This window comes from Elusimicrobiota bacterium, assembly GCA_028718185.1.
Lineage (GTDB): Bacteria > Elusimicrobiota > UBA8919 > UBA8919 > UBA8919 > JAQUMH01.
This window is the reverse complement of sequence record JAQUMH010000001.1, coordinates 481,058-499,593: the sequence shown is the minus strand read 5'-3', so window position 1 is coordinate 499,593 and position 18,536 is coordinate 481,058. Positions and strand designations below refer to the sequence as shown.

Below are 18,536 nucleotides of genomic sequence, written 5' to 3'. Positions count from 1 at the left end.
CCCCGCATCGTTTTGATTTTATTGGAACATGTATTGGGGGTTTTCTGCCTGTCTTGAGGCAAGCCAAAAGATTGTTATTTATAATAAAATGGACATTTTTGACGAAGATATTCAGTTGATGGTGCGTTTTCAAAATGGCGAAGAATCGTGTTTTGAAAAACTGGTAGAACGCCACAAAACCCGGGTTTTTAATATTGCTTACAGGTTTTTAGGAAATTACCAGGAAGCAGAAGATACAGCACAGGAAATATTTATAAAGATTTATAATGCAAAAGATACATATAAATCAAAAGCAAAGTTTACCACATGGTTTTACACTATATGTAAGAATACTTGCCTTAATAAATTGCGTAAAAAGAGACTGAAAACAGTATCAATAGACAGTGATACGGAATTAAAGAATGATACTGTTACTAATCAGATCAACGATTCGAAAACTCCCACTCCTTTAGATTCTATGCTAAATAATGAACAAGTTATGATTGTTAAAAAAGCAATTGATTCTTTACCGCCTAATCAAAAAATGACCGTAATATTATGCCGGTATGATCAACTGCCGTATGAAGATATAGCAAAAATAATGGATTGCTCGGTTAAAGCTGTAAAATCACTTTTACACAGGGCAAAGATAAATTTAAAAGAAAACTTAACAGAGTATTTTAATAAATGATCGATTTATGCGAAACTTTTTTGTGTTACTTGTGTTATATTAAGTGGAGGGGTAGAAAATGAATTGTAAGAAAGTAAAGAAATTAATGGTTCCTCTTTTGGAAGGTGACCTTTCCGGAAAATGTAAAGAAAAGGTTGAGGTACATATTAATGCGTGTATTTATTGCAAAAAAGAGAGAGAGTTAATTTCTAAATCATGGCAGATATTAGATAGTTATGTTACGCCAAAGTTAAACGATGGTTTTACTGCCTCATTGATGCAAAAAATTCATTCAGAGCGGACAAAGATAGTAAAGGTTAGTTATAAAACGCCTAAATTTATTTTTTGGCGTTTAGTTCCGGCTTTAGCTTCGTTTATAATTATGGTATTTACTTTTTCTATAATTTGGAAAAGACGGATAAGCAAAGAGCAATTAGATAAAATAAATAATAATGCTGCACAACAAGCGGTAACTACAATTACGGATGAAGATATTATTAGGAATCTGGATTTATACGAAAACACTGAATTACTGAAAAATTACAAATTAGTAAGCGAACTTGAAGTCGTCGAAAGTTTAGATAACAAGTTTTAAAATGGATAAAGAAATGAGAATAAATATAAGGATTAATATTATTGTTTTTCAGCTGGTTGTTGTTTTTCTATTCAGTTCGGTGATTTATGCTCAGGAAAATTCAAAAGTTGAAATAGTCGCCGTTAAAACGAAAGAGGATTCCAATGATACTTATAAAGAAAATCTCAGGCGCTGGCAAAATCTTTCTGAAAAGGAACGCCAAATAATAAGGGAAAGAGCAAAAAGAATAAGCCCGGAACAAATAAAGGAACTTAAAAAGGAATCAATAAAATTTAAAAGTATGCCTAAAAAAGAGCAAAATAAAATAAAAGATAATTATCAAAGATACGAAAAGTTTCTTCCGGAAAAAAAAGAAATATTAAAACAGAAATATTTAAGATTTGAGAAACTTTCACCGGAAAAAAGAGAAGAATTGCGGCGGGCATTTTTAAAAAAAAGAAAAATATTTTTGGGTGATTCAGAAGAAGATTTAAAAAAGCGAGAAGAATCCATAGAAAAAAAAGAAGGTCAGCAGTTAAATAAAAAGGATTCCTATCTTAAGCCGGGCAAAGATCGTCCGCTCGAAGATAAAAATTTTGTTCCAAGGGACAGGAAACCTGATGATTCAAAAGAAAGTGACTTTGACCAAAAAGAATATATTCGCAACCGCAGGAAAGAAAGGCAGGAAATGCAGAAGAATATTCGTAATCGCAAGGGAAATCTTCGTAACAAGGAAGAAGTTATTCGGGATTTTAACCGGCAGAGCAAACCATAAAATAAAAGATTCCGATGTTAGTTTTAAAAGATTAACCATTAAACAAGCGGAACTTTTTTCGTGAAACAGGGTTTAACTAAGTGGAGAACGGGAATCACTAATGAAAAATTAAAAAAGGGGGGTGAGTTTGTGGATTTGATTAAGCAGTAGGTAATGCAGGTTTCATAAAACAGGGTATGGTTTGACCATCCTAAATACAAAAAGGAGGAATAAAAAATGAAAAAAGTTATTTTGTTAGTAGTAATGTTGTTTATAGGAGTTAGTGTTTTTGCAAAATCAGATAATGCAGCCAATCCTGCTACACCCGCAACTCCGGCAGAACCGGGGGTTTCACCGGCGACTCCTGCGACACCGGCAACACCGTCAGACAATTCGGTATCATCTGATAAAAAAGAAAAGGAAACAAAGGAAAAAATTCTCAACGAATATGATGATGAAAGGTTTAAAGATGCCGATAAAAACGGCAATGGCGTACTTGAAAAGGATGAGGTAGCTAATAAAGAAAAAGGTTTTGAAAGGTTTGCAGATAAAAAAGCGTTTAAAAAAGCAGATATCAATAAAGATGGTAAGATTTCAAAGGATGAAACAAAGTTAGCAAGAAAAAAAGAAGTCAATGAGGGAAAAGGATTCTCAGAAGATGAGGCTGCATGGTTTGTAAAACATCCTAACTTCGTAAAGTGGGTTAACGAACATCCTATATTAGTAAAGGAAATTATCCGACATCCGCAAGCTGCTAATTATTTTTTCAAAAATTCGAATTATGTTAAATGGGTTACACAGCACCCTGAATGGGCAAAAGATTTAGAAAGAGGGCATAAAAAGTGGTTAGATATGAAGCCCGCAGAAAGAGAAAAATTTATAAAAGATCACCCGTATGCAGCAGAAAGAATTGGTGAACGAATTGAAAAGAGAGGAGAAGGTTTAGAGAAACGCGGTGAAAAACTTGAAAATAAAGGTGAAAAAGTAGAAAAAAAAGGCGATGTTCTTGAAAAAAAAGGTTTTGAAAAAAAAGGAGAAGCTCTCCAGAATAAAGGCGAAAAGATGCAAAACCGCGGGGAAAAAATGCAAAAGCGCGGAGAAAGGATGGACAACCGCGGGGAAAGAATACAGAATCGGGCAGAACGCAACCAGCGTGGTGGAAAATAAAAAATATTTTTATGGCTTCTTCGGGTTCTATTGTCAAAATTCTTTCATAACAATAGAACCTGAAGGACTATAAGTTTTTAATTGAAGTATTTGGAAACAGTAACATTTAATAAAACAATGAACATTCACTCAAGGTTTCGCAGTTTCATATTTGTAATATTTATTTTTTTATTTCAGGTTTTATTGCTTACCTGCCTTTGCGCAGATGCGTGGGATTCTACAGATGACAGCGCAGAAAATGGAACAGTTATAACACCCACTTCTGAAACCCAATCACACGGACCTCATGATTTAGCTGCTACAGATACAACAGATTGGTTTAAAATATCAATGACATCAGGTACAGCATATTATTTTTCTTTTACTAACTATTTAAATAATTGTAATGCTTATTTATATAGCGATTCTACCGGGACAAATCTAGTAACATTCAAGTTATCCGGGAATCCGTTTAAATACACTGCAGCATTATCACAGACATATTATTTGAAACTTAAACCTTCAAATATCAGTTGGACGGGATATCTTAATTATCGTTCTACCAATACCGCACCTGTTATTTCATGGACTGAAGAGACAGATTATGCTTCAGATGGTTTAAATCCTGAAACAGGCGGTCCTTCAACAATATTTATATACAGGGTAAAATATTCAGATACCAACAACGATGCTCCACGGAATCCGTATCCGAGAGTTTATATAACGACAGCGACAGGAGGAGCATGGAATTCGTATCTAATGAACGAAGTTGATATAAATGATATAACATACAGTGATGGAAAACTTTATACATATTCCACCCGTTTGTCTTCGGGAACAGGATATAAATATTATTTTGTAGCATATGATAGATGGGGTACTCTTGCAACCGGTGCGACAATATCTGTTGAAGCGCCTGATGTTTTAGCGCCTCAACTAATTACAATCAGTGGTTATATAAAGGATTCAAATGGAACACCGGCCAACGATGTCTTGGCAGGGTTGACGGAATCTACAACTCAAATATCAGCATCCACAACGGATATAAACGGCTATTATGAATTTAAAAATGTTTTAGAAGGCGGAGATTACACGATAATGCCTGCAAAAAGTAACTATAACTTCACTCCGTCAAATAGAGCATACGGGAATCTTTCCTCAAACCAAACAAACCAGAATTATATAAGCATTCCAATAGAAGACGCACCAAAAGGAAGTGCCGGCTGGACAACAGAACTAATTACAAATCGTTTGGCATATACCGGTTTAGATTGGTCTAATTCCGGTATTATTTATCTTTCCGATACAGAAAGTAAAAGGGATTTGTATATTATGAATTCGGACGGTACAAGTAAAAAGAGGCTTACGAATGATGAATATATTAATTCAGGAGCGAAATTTGTTCCCGGACAAAATAAAATTGCCTATATTAGAAAAACAGATACAGATGCAAATTCATCTATTTGTATTATGGGCTTGGGTGGTTCAGGAAAAACTGTTATATATACATCTACATTAACAATAAATTCTATTAAAGTATCCCCTGATGGTTCTAAAATAGCTATTGTTGAAAATACCGGGATACTTTCAGTAATAAATGCTGATGGAACAGGTCATATCTATCTTGCAGAATCTTTAGAAAATTATTTATCATGGGCACCTGACAGCAATAGTATTGTATATTATGATACTGGTTCCTCAACCAGTGAAATACGAATTATAACATCAACAGGCGGTGCCTCAATTTATTTATGTGATGGTATATATCCTGACTGGTCATCTAATAATAAGATTGTTTACAGGGACAATTCTTCGCCGGATTATTATTTATATACTATAAATCCTGATGGTACAGGTAATTCAAAATTAACGCTGGAACCTAAAAGTTATTCCGGGCCGAAATGGTCGCCTGACGGTTTAAAAATATATTATAAAACGGACAGCAATGGCATTTATGAAATCAATGCTGATGGTACAGGCGATACTAATATATTAGATTATAGTGAATATAATACTTTTAATTTTTTTGGTTTTTCACCTGAAAGTGATCAAATAGGTTATGCTTCAGTTCAGAATATATACACGCTAAAAACAGATGGGACCGGCAATAAAAATCTTACGAATAATATTCTGCCATATGGTTTTGAATTGGTTGATATTAGTGAAAAAGTTGTTTATATAGCTGATTTTGAAGGTAAAAAGGAATTAAGAACAATTGACCAGAACAGTAAAAATGATACTCTTATTGAAATGACAACAACTAATTATACGATTACAAAACTTTCTCCGGACGGTACAAAAATAGCATATTCATATTTATACGACGGTCAATATCGGGTTAAAGTGAAAGATATTTATGGCTCTGCAATGTGGAGCAATAGCAGTTCTAGTTCTACTACTAATATATCATGGTCACATGAAAGTAAGGGGATTGTTTTTAATTCAGGTACCGAACTTTATTTGAGCGATTTTTCTACACTTGTCGAACTTGTTCTGAGTCCGGATATTCTTTCCGGTATATCGGCGTTTTCAGCGGATGGAACAAAAGTTGTGTTCAATGGAACTATAAATGGCGTTTCTGGATTATATATAATGAACCCGGACGGTACAAATAAGCAAAGGATTGCTTCAGGTTCTACCCCGCTTTATTCACCGGTTGGGCAAAGATTAGCGTATATAAACGGAAGAAACTTATGGGTATATGAAAATGGATTAAACCAGCAGGTAACCACGGCAGGTGATTTGTATTCTCTAAAATCATGGTCTGAAGACGGAACAAAAATAATATGCCGGGATTCGGATGATACAAGTTATAAAATCGTTGATATTGTAAGTGGTTCCGTAAACGGATTAAATACTTTTACTGATATAGACTGGTATGGTTTAAAAATAGTTTATAATGAGGATTTGTATCAAGGGCGGAATATATATGCAATAGTTATGTCAAATCCTGATGGCACAGAAAGGAAGCAGCTTGCACCAGCCAGTTATGTTTATGGGTATGGAAGTCCAAAGTTTTCTTATGATGGGAAACGGGTATTTTACTTGCATGGAAGAGATATATGTTTTGCAACAATAAGTTCTGCATTTAAGACGAGATTGGAACAGGACCATATATTACCGGTAAATAATGTAATTAATCCAACAAAAGGTGATATATGCAGGGTGTATTACAATACTACTATACCGGGACATATAACAATAAAACTTTATACAATAGACGGAATATTCATAAAAAGCCTTGTTGATAATGATGTGGTTGCAGGAACATATTCAGTAGATTGGTATGGTAAAAACAGTGGCGAAGATGTTGTTGCTTCGGGAATTTATTATGTTCATATAGAAGGACCAGGATTCAAACAGACAAAAAAGATTTGCATTGTTAAATAAACATTATGATAAAAAAATTATTATTTATAGGATATAAGAAGCAATTTCACTTTTTAGTTTTTATCTTTATTACTTTCTACTTTCTAATCCCTACTTCCTGTTTTTCCGCTGCTGCTGGAACATCCGGCGCAAGGATTCTGAATCAGACAATAAGTGCCAGGGTTGCAGGTATGGGCGAGGCATTTGTCGCTGTATGTGATGATGCAAATGCACTTTATTATAACCCTGCAGGTTTGGTGAATATAGAAAACAATGAAATATCGAGTATGTATTTGAGAGGCAGGGTAGATGAAAATTATGGCTTAATCGGGTGGGTAGGGACACCGTCAGTAAGAATAGGCAGTTTTGGAGCAAGTTTTCTTTATTATGATGGTGGTAATTTTGAATGGAATAATCTGGATGGTACTTCAAGAAATGTTAAGGCACAGCAAGATATAGTTGGAACAATTGGTTATGGCAGGGAAATATTTAATAATTTTTCACTGGGGATAAATGCAAAATATCTTTCATCCAAACTTGTAGAAACATATAAGGGTACAGCATATGCAGGGGACTTTGGTGTTTTATACAAAACTGGTGTTGATGGGTTTTCAACCGGACTTTCTATTCAAAATATAGGGACAAAACTTAAATATATAGAAGAAGCAGACGCACTCCCTATGAACATAAGATTAGGAATAGCATACAAAAAGGCGATATTGCAAAACCACAATTTTTTAATCGCCATTGACACAATTAAATCAAATGAAAGTAACATCAGAGAAAACATAGGTATTGAGTATTGTTTTAAAAGGATTATATCTTTGCGAGTTGGCTACAAAGTGGGTTATGATATTGATAAGATAACTCTTGGTGCAGGTTTTCAAATGCAAGGACTGAAGGTTGATTATGGGATTGGTTTGGTTGATACGCTTAATCCAAATCAAAGAATATCAATTGGCTATAGGTTTGGGAGTGCACATTAGGGTGTGTTAGCTTGACAGGTTAGTGACAAATCCCAATGCTCGGCATCGAGTCACCTTTTTTCTTGACAGAATAAAACAAATTTAGTAGTATAATTACGAGTAAAAGAAGCAAAATGTATTCGGAGGTGAATATGGGAAAAAGTTTAAAACGTTTGTTTGGCTGTATTTTAGGAATAGTTTTTATGGCTTCAATTTATGCATATGCTGAAGATAAACAGAATTATCCGGGAGAAGTGGGAGAAGTAAAGGGTGTAGTGGAGATACTTAAGAATGGTGAAACTGAATACATACCTGCAGTTGAAGAAATGCCTGTACAGTTAAAAGACAGGATAAAAACTGCAAAGAATTCATCCTGTAATTTGGAGTTGGATGACGGTTCACTTATATATATAGGCGAAAATACTGAGGCATCAGTTGATGCGCTTGAGATTGGTAAAGAAAAACACAATTCAAAAATATCTTTGTGGTTAGGTAAAATCATAGCAAATATAGCTAAGCTAAAAAATACTAAAATGGAAGTTCACTCTCTTACTTCTGTTGTCGCTGTAAGAGGTACAGAGTTTGCAGTGGAAGCTGCTGCAGATAAAACAGATGTTGGCGTATTTGAAGGTGAAGTTGCAGTAAAAAGCGGGAATGATTCAATTAAGGAAGAAGTAAGCGTAAAACCGGATGAACAAACTACTGTTTTAAAAGATCAAAATCCCTCACGACCGTATAAGTTAACAGAAGTAATGGAGAGATATAAAGAACGCAATAAGGTGCTTAAGGGAAGGTTGGAGATACTTAGGGAACGCCTGAAGAAAGAATCACCTGAAAGACGGACAAAAATGAGACAACTTGCAATGGGTAGATTTCAAAAGATGAAAGAAAGGCGTTCTGAACAAATGAAGCAGTTGAAAATGAAAAGGCAGGGATTAAGAAGGAATAATGTCCCTGATAATATACAACAGCAGCAACCCCAGCAGTTGCCGATGAAGAAAACGGAACCGGTGGATTCACAGCAAGTCCAAACTGATAAACAAACAATACAACCAACAACGGTACAACCAGCAACAATACAGCCGACAACGGTACAACCGGCAACTGTACAGCCGACAACGGTACAACCGGAAACAGTACAACCAACAAGGGTACTACCGGAAACAGTACAACCAATAACGGTACAACCGGGAACAGTACAACCAATAAAGGAACAACCAACAACGGTACAGCCAGCAAAACGGTACAGCCAACAATAGTACAACCGGCACCTGCAGTTCAGCAACCGGATAAGTCTGATAATATTACTGTTCCTGCACCACAACAAGTTAAATAATAAAATATTTAAAGCTATCTGATATGAAAGTAAAAAGCCCTGAAATAAGTTCAGGGCTTTTTATCTTGACATTTATAAATTTTATTTATATAATAATACCTGTGAAAAAACATTTTCTAATTGTAATAATCATATTAGTTGTTGTTACTGTATTTTGTCATTATATTATTTATTCTGAGGATTTGGATAATAATATTACTTCCATTTCACAAAAATCATTATCCAATTTAAATACTGATATATTATATTTAGTTGCATATTTTGATACCGATTACTTTATTAAGGATAGGAGTTTAAAATCTAAAATTGTAAAATTGATATCAATAGGAATAAGCAATGATGTTAAAGATATTAATATTTTTGATAATATGTACTATATAGAAAATAAGCAGTACCGTACCTTTTTTAGTAACAATTCTCATTTGTTTCCTCTTCTTCTTTAATTCATTTCAATCATTTAATTTAAAAATTAGATATTTAGAGGAATGGGCTGAATTAAGACTAAAATGGGAGAAAAAAATGAAAAAAATTATAGCTGTTTTGTTTGTTTTGGGATTGTCAGTATCAGCGTTTTGTGAAGCACCTGCAACAGCACCCGCGAAACCAAAGGCACCGGTGGCAAAGAAAGTCGCAATGATGAAAGCAACTGGTTTGGTGGTATCCGTAGATGCTGCTAATAACCAGATTGTTGTATCAATATTATCAAAAAAAGATAAGAAAAATGTCGACGAGACATTTGCTATTGATGCTAATGCAACCATATCTAAAGCCGGTAAGAAAATTACATTGGCAGAAATAGCTGCAGGCGAGAAAGTATCAGTTCGCTATGAAATAGTTGATGGCAAGAAGATTGCAAAATCTATTATGGCGATAGTTGCTAAACCAGTTGAACAACCTAAAAAATAATAAGACAAAGACAAATTTTTCAGAATAAAAAGCTCCGAATTTCATTTCGGGGCTTTTTTTCTTGACAGTGACTAAATTTAGTTATATAATACTTATTAGCAGAGTTTTTTGTAATTCTTCTGCCTGCTAACCAAGCTAACCAAAATGAACGATAAATTCCAGCTTTTATTAGATGCCAATAATATTTTAACTTCTACGCTTGATATAAGTAAGCTTCTTTCTATTATAATGGAACTTGCCCGTAAAGTTGTAAATGCAGATGCATCATCACTTCTATTAATTGATGAAAACACCGGTGAACTTTATTTTGATGTTGCCATAGGTGAAAAAGCAGATGAAGTAAAAAGGGTGCGTCTCAAATCAGGTGAGGGGATTGCCGGATGGTGTGCAGCTTATAATAGGTCTCTGGTAATTGAAGACGTCGCTCAAGATTCAAGGTGGACCAGCCGGTCCGATGATGCTTCCGGTTTTAAGACAAAATCAATAATTTGTGCTCCAATGAGATATAAAGGGAAAGTTCTTGGAGTTATTGAAGGCATAAATTCAATAGATAAAAAATCTTTTAATGAAGATGACCTGCCTTTTTTTGAAGCATTTGCCAACCAGTCTGCAATTGCATTGGAAAATGCAAGGCTTTTTACCAGGTTAATTCAGGAAAAAGAAAAAATATCTGCTGCATTTAACGGTATGACAGAAGCTGTTTTCGTAACTGATAAAGACGGAATAATAATTCAGTCAAATAAATATGCCTGTAACTTGATAAATTCTGAGGATATTAACGGCAGTTTTTTTTATAAAATAATGAATGATATCGGTTTTAATTTCTCGGAAAGTTTTCTTCAGTATGAAGGGCAAGCAAAAGTTTTTGAACTTACGAGAAAGTCTGAAAAACAAGTGTTTCTTAGCTGCATGGTTACCAAGATAACCAATGAAATTAATGAAATAACCGGATATATTTTTGTAATTAGAGATATAACAGAAGAAAAAAAAGAAGAGCTTTTAAAAAGGACGTTTCTATCCTTGGTTTCGCATAAACTAAAAACACCACTTGTAACTATTACCGGTTATATTCCTATTTTGATGGCAGAAAATGCTAATTCTACATTTAAAAAAGCGATTGAATCGATGAAAAAACAGACTGATAGGTTAGCTGATTTGGTTGAGGATTTGCTCAGGTTTACGGAGGTTGAATCAGAGGTTCTTAAGCTTGAAAAAAGAGAAAATGTAGTTGATAAAATAATTTCCGAAGCGGTAGAATCAATGAAAATGAAATTTAGCGATAAGAAAGCAACAGTAAATGTTGCGGATTTAACAAAACTCGGAAATATCATTGTGGATAAAGAAAAAGTGAAAGAAGCCATTGGCTGCATTTTAGAGAACGCTGTTAAGTTTAACAAGAGTCCCGAAAAGATTATAAATATTTCCGGCGAGTTAAAGGATAATATGGTAATGATAAATATAGAAGACAATGGTGTCGGAATTTCACTTTCTGAAAAAGAGAAAATATTTGAGAAATTTTATCAGATAGAAGAATCGTTCACGGGTCAAGTTGAAGGTGCCGGTCTCGGACTTGCTCTTGCCATGCGAATTATTGAGTCTCACGGCGGCAGTATAAATGTCATTTCAAAATTAGGTATTGGTTCTAAATTTACAATAACGTTTCCAAAATCATGAACCAAGTATAATCTATTTATTGATATTTGTATAATTACCCGACATGGTTTTGTTGTCACTGCGAGCCCGCAGGGCGCGGCAGTCCCGTCACTAAAATAAGATTGCTTCGGTTTCACCTCGCAATGACTTCTGTAAAGATAAGAAGCTAAGTTTAAAAGGAGTTTTGTAAATATGGATATTATCAATCAGGAAGATATTGATTTAATAATTAACAAAATGTTATCAAACGGCGGGAATTTTGCTGAAATATATTTTGAAGAAAGCGATACTGCCGGTTTTAGCTTTATTGACGGTAAAGTTGAAACAGCGTCTTCGGGAACAGTCAGCGGCTGTGGGTTACGGCTTATTAAGAAAGAAGAAACATATTTTGCTTCACAATCCAATCCGTCAATTGCTACAATTATCTCTCTTTCTGAAAAACTTGCCGGGACCGGTGGAGTATTAAATAGACAAACGGAATCAATAAAAATAGAATCGCCGTCAGTTGCCAAACTAACAAAGGATTTGGAATCTTATCTGGAAATTGTTGAAAATGCCGACAAATTGCTTCACCGGAAAACATCACAGGTAAAACAAATTTCATTTCGTGTTTCAGCAGGTAGAAAAGATTTTTATGTTGCAAACTCTAATAAGATAAAAGCGTTAAACAAGAGACAATCAGCCATTTTTATTATATCGATTATTGTTTCAGACGGTAAAATAACCCAGACATCTCACGAAGTTATTGCAACAAATACGCTTCAAAAAATAAAACTTGAAGATATTATGAAAGTATCCGAAATTGCGTATCAAAGAGCGGCTGATTTATTGAATATGGCTTCTCCTTCGCCTGCCGGCGAGATGCCGATTGTTATTTCATCTTCTGCAGGCGGTACTATGATACATGAGGCAATAGGACATTCGCTTGAGGCGGATTTGGTTCAAAAAGGGATTTCACCGGTTTATCTTGGTAAAATTGGTAAAAAAGTCGCGTCAGAAAAAATAACAGTTTTTGATAACGCCACAATAGAAGGTGCGCGAGGTACTTACCAATATGACGATGAAGGTACGCCTGCACAAAAAACAACACTTGTTGAAAACGGGGTTCTTAAAAATTATTTATATGATTTATTTACTGCAAAAAAAGACAATGCAAAATCAACAGGTAACGGCAGGCGGGAATCGTACAATAATAAACCGATACCGAGAATGTCTAATACTTACATAGCACCCGGCAAAGACAACCCCGATGATATTATAAAAAGTATAAAGAAAGGTATTTTTGTAAAGAAAATGGGTGGCGGGCAGGTAAATACCGCGAACGGTGATTTTATATTTGAAGTGGAAGAAGGGTATGAACTTAATGATGGTAAAATCGGTAAAATGCTGAGGAACGCATCGCTTATCGGCAACGGTCCTGAAATATTAAATTCAATTGACATGGTAGGGACTGACATTGGCTGGCAACCCGGCACCTGCGGTAAAGACGGCCAGGGCGTCCCCGTTCTTGACGGCCAACCAACCTTAAGAATCCCCAAAATCACAATCGGCGGTGTGTAGTTAAGCAGTAATTGTAGCCGCAGAGCGAAAGCTCTGCTTGTTTCACAATTGTTAAAAAATTTGTCATTCCCGTGAAAACGGGAATCTATAAGGTTGTGTTATCGTCAGAGATTGGATTCCCGATTTAGGCATTCGGGAATGACAAAACCGAAAAATAGTATTGCGACACAGTCTTGTCAACTCTGCTTATTCCTCAATCTTAAATCTTGAATCTTTATTCTTAATTCTTAAATCGTCATGTTTATATTTTACTTATGACCCTTGAACAATTTGAAATGATAGTTGAGGATTCTCTAAAGAATATCCCCAAGAAATTTAAACGAATTATCCAAAAAGAAGGAATAAACGTTCTGGTGCGTGAACAGGTACCGGCAGCAGTTAAAGAACGATTCCCTAATAAGGATGTTTTTGGTATTTTTGTCGGTTTCCCCTTTGGAAAAGGCCGTGTATTTTCTATTCAAAACGAACCGACCCGCATAGAAATATATAAAGAAAGTTTTGATAAAAATATTGATAACGAAACCGAAATGAAAAAACAGATCAGCAAGACAGTAATTCATGAACTTGCCCATTACTTCGGATTCAATGAATCGGAAATAAGAACAAAAGGATATTAATCCCCCATATCCTTTGTAGCTGCAGCCGAGTAGGTTCGCCTGAGGCGAAAGCGTTAGCTCTGCTTGTATATCAGTTGTCAAAAATCAGGGGACATCCATGAAAAATAAAGAACCAAAAGTGATGGAAGAAATACATAAAATTAGAGCAAGGCATTATTCAAGCACAAAGGAATTATCTGCAAAAGAAAGAATGTATGAGACACAGAGCAAAGCGGAAGAAATAATAAGAAAGTATAATCTTAAAGTTTTAACAGCAGTGAACAAATAAAGAGACATAAGTTCATTTCTTTTTCATCTTTTTTGAAACCAACCTTACCAAATCCAAAATGAATTCTCTGTCTTTTTTAGGTTTGTCTTTTAGGAGAGGTAGTATTTGCTCATTAAGCGAATAATCGTTTTTTCTAATAGCTATCTCTAAGAAAAGTTCAGAAAGTGAAATATGTAAAGCATCCGCTATTTTGTGAATAGTATCTAAACTTGCCTGTTTCTTACCACTTTCAATATAAGAAAGGAAATTATTAGTAATACCTGATAAATCAGCGACTTCCTGCTGAGTTAATTCTCGTTTTAGTCGTTCTTCCCTTATTCTTTTCCCAACAAATTTATGTATGTTTTCCATAAAAACCCCTGAGAGATAATACATAAATCCTTGCCAAAAATGAACAATCTATAAGTCAAAAATAAGACTTGACAAACAGGATAATATGCTTTATAATTATAATAATGAAAGAAAGCTGGTTTTTTGATTTTATAAAAGTCTTAGTACGGGAAGTTGTGGGAGGAATTATCGATATATTCAATTTTGTTATTGCAGGTTTACCGAAGCAATCCCGTTACATTGCAGTCATATTGAGCATAGCGAAATATCTCGCTGTTGTTTTGACCACAGTAAATAAGTTTGTCATACAAGTGGAGCGTATTAAAACTACGTCTGCTTTTTTGTTTTTAGAAAAACGGATGATATATGGGTTTTATAAAACAAGCACGACCAAACCAACTTTGTGCTGACTGTCGTTTTTTCAATAGAGCAGATGAAGTTTGTGAACATCCGGAAATGAAAGGAGAAAAAGTTACGGCGGATATGAATCACAAATGTGAAAGTAAATATTTTAAATCAAAAGATGATTTTGAAACTAGCGGGAGGTAAATGACATGAAAAACAATGGTGTAATTTTTAGTATTGGTAATATAAAAATGAAAACGAGAGAAGAAGTAAGTGTTAACAAAGATCATCTTCCATATTATTGTTCAGATAGTATAAAAAGAAAAGCAAGAATTGTTTTAAAAAACCGTTTTTCTAAAGTAAAAATCATTAATAAAGCAAAATATAATAATAGTCAAAAAATGTGGTGTGGTGAAGCAATTTGTAATGGGCGAGAAATAAAGTGGAGTCTGGGAAGCATATAAAAATTATAAATCAGGGGATACAATACTGATTATCCCGATAGAGAAAAGAGAAATTACTAAATGTGTTTGTGGCATGATAACAAGAGTTATTGTTTAATGTACTGGATCTATTTTTAAGATAAAACTTTAAAAAGAAAAAGGTGGGTTGCAAGAAGAAAGGGAAATAGGTATTGTCCCCCGATTTCCCCGATTTCGATTTTATGCAAGAAATTAAAAAATTGATTAGTGTTTGTAATGACTGTTGTTGTAAACCAGTGTTGCTTTTTACTAATGCTACTAAAAAAGCAAAAATTATGATTATTACTGAACAACCAAATGCTCATTTTATGTTGGAAGATTTGAACAAATGCTATAAAGAGTGGGAAAAATATTGTAATAGAAAAGAAAGAAATGATTATGAAAAATGTGAGGAAAAAATAAAGAGCAATTGTTGTATTAGGAGATGGGAAAAGAAAAATTCATCACCATGGAGGATTAATAAACTTCTAAATAAAAGATTTTTTAACGGTTTAGAAGTAGGACTTATTTATTGGACTCATTTTGTTAAGTGTCCAAGGGCAAAATTAGATGGATACTGCGCAAAAAAACATTTGAATAAAGAAATCGAATATTTTGCTGAAAAAGAATTGAAATATGTGATTGCTTTTGGTAAATCAGGACTGTATGTTTACAATGAAATTATCAAGACACAAGAACAAGAAAAAGCAAAAAATATAACCGACGTTATAAATAGGATGATCAAAGAAAAAAAGAACGATTATAAAATTAAAATATTTAATAAAAAAGTTATATTTTTCCCTTTATTCCATCCGAGCGGAAGAAATCCATCTGCTAATAAAATTAAAAACATTGATGAATATGACAAATATAAAAAAGAGGTAGAAAAAATATTTAAAGAACGCCTTTATTAGAAAATGAAAATAATTAGAAAAATATTTATAATTTCTCTTATAGTTATTTCTTTTCTTAAAATTGTATCTGCTATTACAATTTTCAGCGATGATATGTCAAATTTCCCAACTGGATGGACGCTTTCGGGTACGGCAAGTAATTATTGGACAAAATCATCAGCAAATTACAATAGTGCTTCTTATAGTGCGAAATGTACACCAAATTCAACATATGGTAACAATGTTGATGTCTATATAGAAAAAGCAGTGAATTTAACTGGTTATTCAGCTTCATCTATGACATTTAGTGTTTGGCAAGTTACTGAACCAGGTTTCGATTTTGTTACAGTTCAATATGTTACTTCCGTCGGCACAACAACAGTATGGACACAAGAAGGAAGTCATCAATCTTGGCAACAGGTGTCTGTAAATATTTCTACAAATTCTTTTAAGATTAGATTTAGATTTTATAGTAATAGCAGTGTTGCTTATGAAGGTGCATATATTGATGATGTCGATCTTGTTGCTGGAAATAATCTTAATAATCCTGTATTATCTTGGACAGACGAGACAAGTTATACTTCTGATGGACTTGACCCTGAGATGGGTAATACTTCAACAACATTTGTTTATCGTGTAAAATATTCAGATGCAGATAATGATGCACCAAGAAGTGGGTTTCCTAAAGTTCACATTAAAAAAGGTGGGACTGAAATATCTGGAAGCCCTTTTCCAATGACTGCAGTTGACCCTGCAGACACGACGTATACCGATGGCAAACTTTATACTTATTCAAAAACGCTTTCTATCGGAAATAATTATACATATAACTTTGAATCTTACGATGGATGGAATGCCTCTGCGACGGGAATACCTACAAACTTAATTGCTGCACCAATTGTAACACAGTACCCTACACTTTTTTGGACGGCTGAAACGAATTATAATAATGATGGTCTTAATCCAGAAATTGGGACTTCAACGATGACATTTACTTATAGAGTAAAATATGCAGATGCAGATACAGAAGCCCCAAAATCTAATTATCCTAAGGTACATATTAAAAAAAACGGGGTAGAAATAAATGGTAGTCCATTTACAATGAATTATGTTTCAGGGAGTTACTGGGATGTAGGTGTTATTTTCTCTTATTCAATAACGCTTTCCACTGGCATAGATTTTACCTATTATTTTGAAGCATATGATGTTAATAACGCACCTGCCACTGGAACTCCAACATTATCAATAAATGCACCTGATATAACGAATTCCATATTATCTTGGACGGGTGAAACAAATTATACTACTGATGGGCTTGACCTAGGAACGGGAACTTCAACAACGACCTTTACTTATAGAATAAAATATACAGATTTAGATAATAATGCTCCTGCAAGTGGGTATCCAAAATTATATGTCAAAAAGGGTGGAACGAATATTACGGGCAGTCCGTTTGTGATGATAGGTGTTGACTTAACAGATACGACATATACTGATGGCAAAGTTTATTTTTCATCAATGACATTGGCAGCTGGAACGGATTATACTTATTATTTTGAGGCATATGATGTTTGGGGTGCTTCTGCCATTGGATCACCGACAAATTCAATTGATGCACCTGATGTTTCAGTACCTAGTATTCCTGCTAATAGTGCACCAACATTATCATGGATAGGTGAGACAAATTATACTTCTGATGGTCTTGACCCTGAAACAGGATATTCAACAACAACATATACTTATCGTATAAAATATACCGATGCTGATAATGATGCACCTGCAAGTGGTTATCCAAAATTGTATGTTAAGAAAGGCGGAACAAATATAACTGGTAGCCCATTCACTATGACAGCACTTGACCCTGCTGATACCACATATACAGATGGCAAACTTTATTTTTCATCAATGACATTGGCAGCTGGGACAGATTATACTTACTATTTTGAAGGGTATGATGTATGGAGTGCTTCTGCAACCGGGACACCAATAACTACGGTTGATGCACCTGATGTCTCAGTACCTGTGATACCTGCTAATACTGCTCCAACTTTGTCATGGATTGGGGAAGGAAATTATATTTCAGATGGGCTCCACCCCGAAGTAGGTAATATTTCAACAACATTTATTTATCGTGTAAATTACACAGATGCAGATAATGATGTCCCTAAAAGTGGTTATCCAAAGATTCATATTAAAAAAAGTGGAATAAATATAAGTAGTAGTCCATTTGCGATGTCAGAGGTTGACACCGGCGATACGACATATACCGATGGCAAACTCTATACCTATTCAACAACTCTCTCTACTGGAACCGACTATACATATTATTTTGAAGCATATGATGTTTGGAACAGTTCTGCAACAGGAATACCAACAACAGCAATAGATGCACCTGATGTCCCTGTTGTTGAGATTTCTCAACAGTTCAAACTTTATAACAATCTTTTTGACCCAAACAAAAACGAAAAAGCATTGATAACATATAATTTACAAGAGGAATCAAATGTAAAAATAACTATTTGCGATGTAACTGGCGCAGAAATAAAAAAAATTGTTGATGAAAGAAAATCAGCAGGATTTTACATAGCAGAATGGAACGGCTTAAATATTGATAATGAAGTTGTTGCAAGCGGGTTGTATATCGTTTATATTCAAGCGGGAAGTTTCAAAGATAGAAAAAAAATATTGGTGATTAAATAAGGATTATAAT

At 34.3% G+C, this 18,536-nt stretch carries 18 protein-coding genes; 17 read left to right on the top strand and 1 reads right to left on the bottom strand.

Annotation, left to right across the window (positions count from 1 at the left end; genetic code table 11):
- The first annotated feature begins 28 nt into the window (after positions 1-28).
- The 13 genes from PHE88_02440 to PHE88_02380 all read left to right on the top strand — a co-directional run bounded on the left by PHE88_02440 (position 29) and on the right by PHE88_02380 (position 13,797).
- Positions 29-670 carry an RNA polymerase sigma factor gene (locus PHE88_02440; GenBank protein MDD5686676.1) on the top strand — a complete coding sequence of 214 codons (642 nt, stop codon included), beginning with the start codon at positions 29-31 and terminating at the stop codon, positions 668-670.
- Between the two features lie 58 nt (positions 671-728).
- Positions 729-1,244 (top strand): hypothetical protein, encoded by a 516-nt coding sequence (locus PHE88_02435; protein MDD5686675.1) that lies wholly within the window; start codon positions 729-731, stop codon positions 1,242-1,244.
- 1 nt (position 1,245) lies between these two features.
- Positions 1,246-1,998: a DUF3106 domain-containing protein gene (locus PHE88_02430; GenBank protein ID MDD5686674.1), complete on the top strand. Its 753-nt coding sequence runs from the start codon at positions 1,246-1,248 to the stop codon at positions 1,996-1,998.
- Positions 1,999-2,214: 216 nt separating this feature from the next.
- Entirely contained in the window at positions 2,215-3,144 is a 930-nt protein-coding gene (locus tag PHE88_02425; protein MDD5686673.1) for a hypothetical protein, read from the top strand.
- Positions 3,145-3,225: 81 nt separating this feature from the next.
- Entirely contained in the window at positions 3,226-6,513 is a 3,288-nt protein-coding gene (locus PHE88_02420; GenBank protein MDD5686672.1) for a hypothetical protein, read from the top strand.
- A 5-nt stretch (positions 6,514-6,518) separates the two neighbouring features.
- Entirely contained in the window at positions 6,519-7,478 is a 960-nt protein-coding gene (locus PHE88_02415; protein MDD5686671.1) for a PorV/PorQ family protein, read from the top strand.
- A 131-nt stretch (positions 7,479-7,609) separates the two neighbouring features.
- Positions 7,610-8,716 carry a FecR domain-containing protein gene (locus PHE88_02410; GenBank protein ID MDD5686670.1) on the top strand — a complete coding sequence of 369 codons (1,107 nt, stop codon included), beginning with the start codon at positions 7,610-7,612 and terminating at the stop codon, positions 8,714-8,716.
- Between the two features lie 100 nt (positions 8,717-8,816).
- Positions 8,817-9,236, top strand: coding sequence for a hypothetical protein (locus PHE88_02405; GenBank protein MDD5686669.1), 420 nt, complete (start codon positions 8,817-8,819; stop codon positions 9,234-9,236).
- Positions 9,237-9,312: 76 nt separating this feature from the next.
- Positions 9,313-9,699, top strand: a complete 387-nt coding sequence (locus PHE88_02400) for a hypothetical protein (GenBank protein MDD5686668.1) — start codon at positions 9,313-9,315, stop codon at positions 9,697-9,699.
- A gap of 144 nt (positions 9,700-9,843) precedes the next feature.
- On the top strand, positions 9,844-11,373 hold the full coding sequence (locus tag PHE88_02395; protein MDD5686667.1) for a GAF domain-containing sensor histidine kinase: 1,530 nt from the start codon (positions 9,844-9,846) through the stop codon (positions 11,371-11,373).
- A 171-nt stretch (positions 11,374-11,544) separates the two neighbouring features.
- Positions 11,545-12,912 carry a TldD/PmbA family protein gene (locus tag PHE88_02390; protein MDD5686666.1) on the top strand — a complete coding sequence of 456 codons (1,368 nt, stop codon included), beginning with the start codon at positions 11,545-11,547 and terminating at the stop codon, positions 12,910-12,912.
- Between the two features lie 254 nt (positions 12,913-13,166).
- Positions 13,167-13,529: a metallopeptidase family protein gene (locus tag PHE88_02385; protein ID MDD5686665.1), complete on the top strand. Its 363-nt coding sequence runs from the start codon at positions 13,167-13,169 to the stop codon at positions 13,527-13,529.
- A 97-nt stretch (positions 13,530-13,626) separates the two neighbouring features.
- Positions 13,627-13,797, top strand: coding sequence for a hypothetical protein (locus PHE88_02380; protein ID MDD5686664.1), 171 nt, complete (start codon positions 13,627-13,629; stop codon positions 13,795-13,797).
- A gap of 12 nt (positions 13,798-13,809) precedes the next feature.
- Here the strand turns inward: PHE88_02380 and PHE88_02375 are convergent, their stop codons facing one another.
- Positions 13,810-14,148, bottom strand: a complete 339-nt coding sequence (locus tag PHE88_02375; protein ID MDD5686663.1) for a helix-turn-helix transcriptional regulator — start codon at positions 14,146-14,148, stop codon at positions 13,810-13,812.
- 345 nt (positions 14,149-14,493) lie between these two features.
- On the opposite strand from PHE88_02375, the gene PHE88_02370 reads away from it, so the two are divergent.
- The 4 genes from PHE88_02370 to PHE88_02355 all read left to right on the top strand — a co-directional run bounded on the left by PHE88_02370 (position 14,494) and on the right by PHE88_02355 (position 18,526).
- Complete coding sequence (locus tag PHE88_02370) at positions 14,494-14,676, top strand: hypothetical protein (protein ID MDD5686662.1); 183 nt, start codon at positions 14,494-14,496, stop codon at positions 14,674-14,676.
- Between the two features lie 5 nt (positions 14,677-14,681).
- Positions 14,682-14,936, top strand: coding sequence for a hypothetical protein (locus PHE88_02365; GenBank protein MDD5686661.1), 255 nt, complete (start codon positions 14,682-14,684; stop codon positions 14,934-14,936).
- A 200-nt stretch (positions 14,937-15,136) separates the two neighbouring features.
- Positions 15,137-15,847, top strand: a complete 711-nt coding sequence (locus PHE88_02360; protein ID MDD5686660.1) for a hypothetical protein — start codon at positions 15,137-15,139, stop codon at positions 15,845-15,847.
- A 3-nt stretch (positions 15,848-15,850) separates the two neighbouring features.
- A complete protein-coding gene (locus PHE88_02355) occupies positions 15,851-18,526 on the top strand; it encodes a T9SS type A sorting domain-containing protein (GenBank protein ID MDD5686659.1) in 2,676 nt (891 codons plus the stop codon).
- Positions 18,527-18,536: the final 10 nt, after the last annotated feature.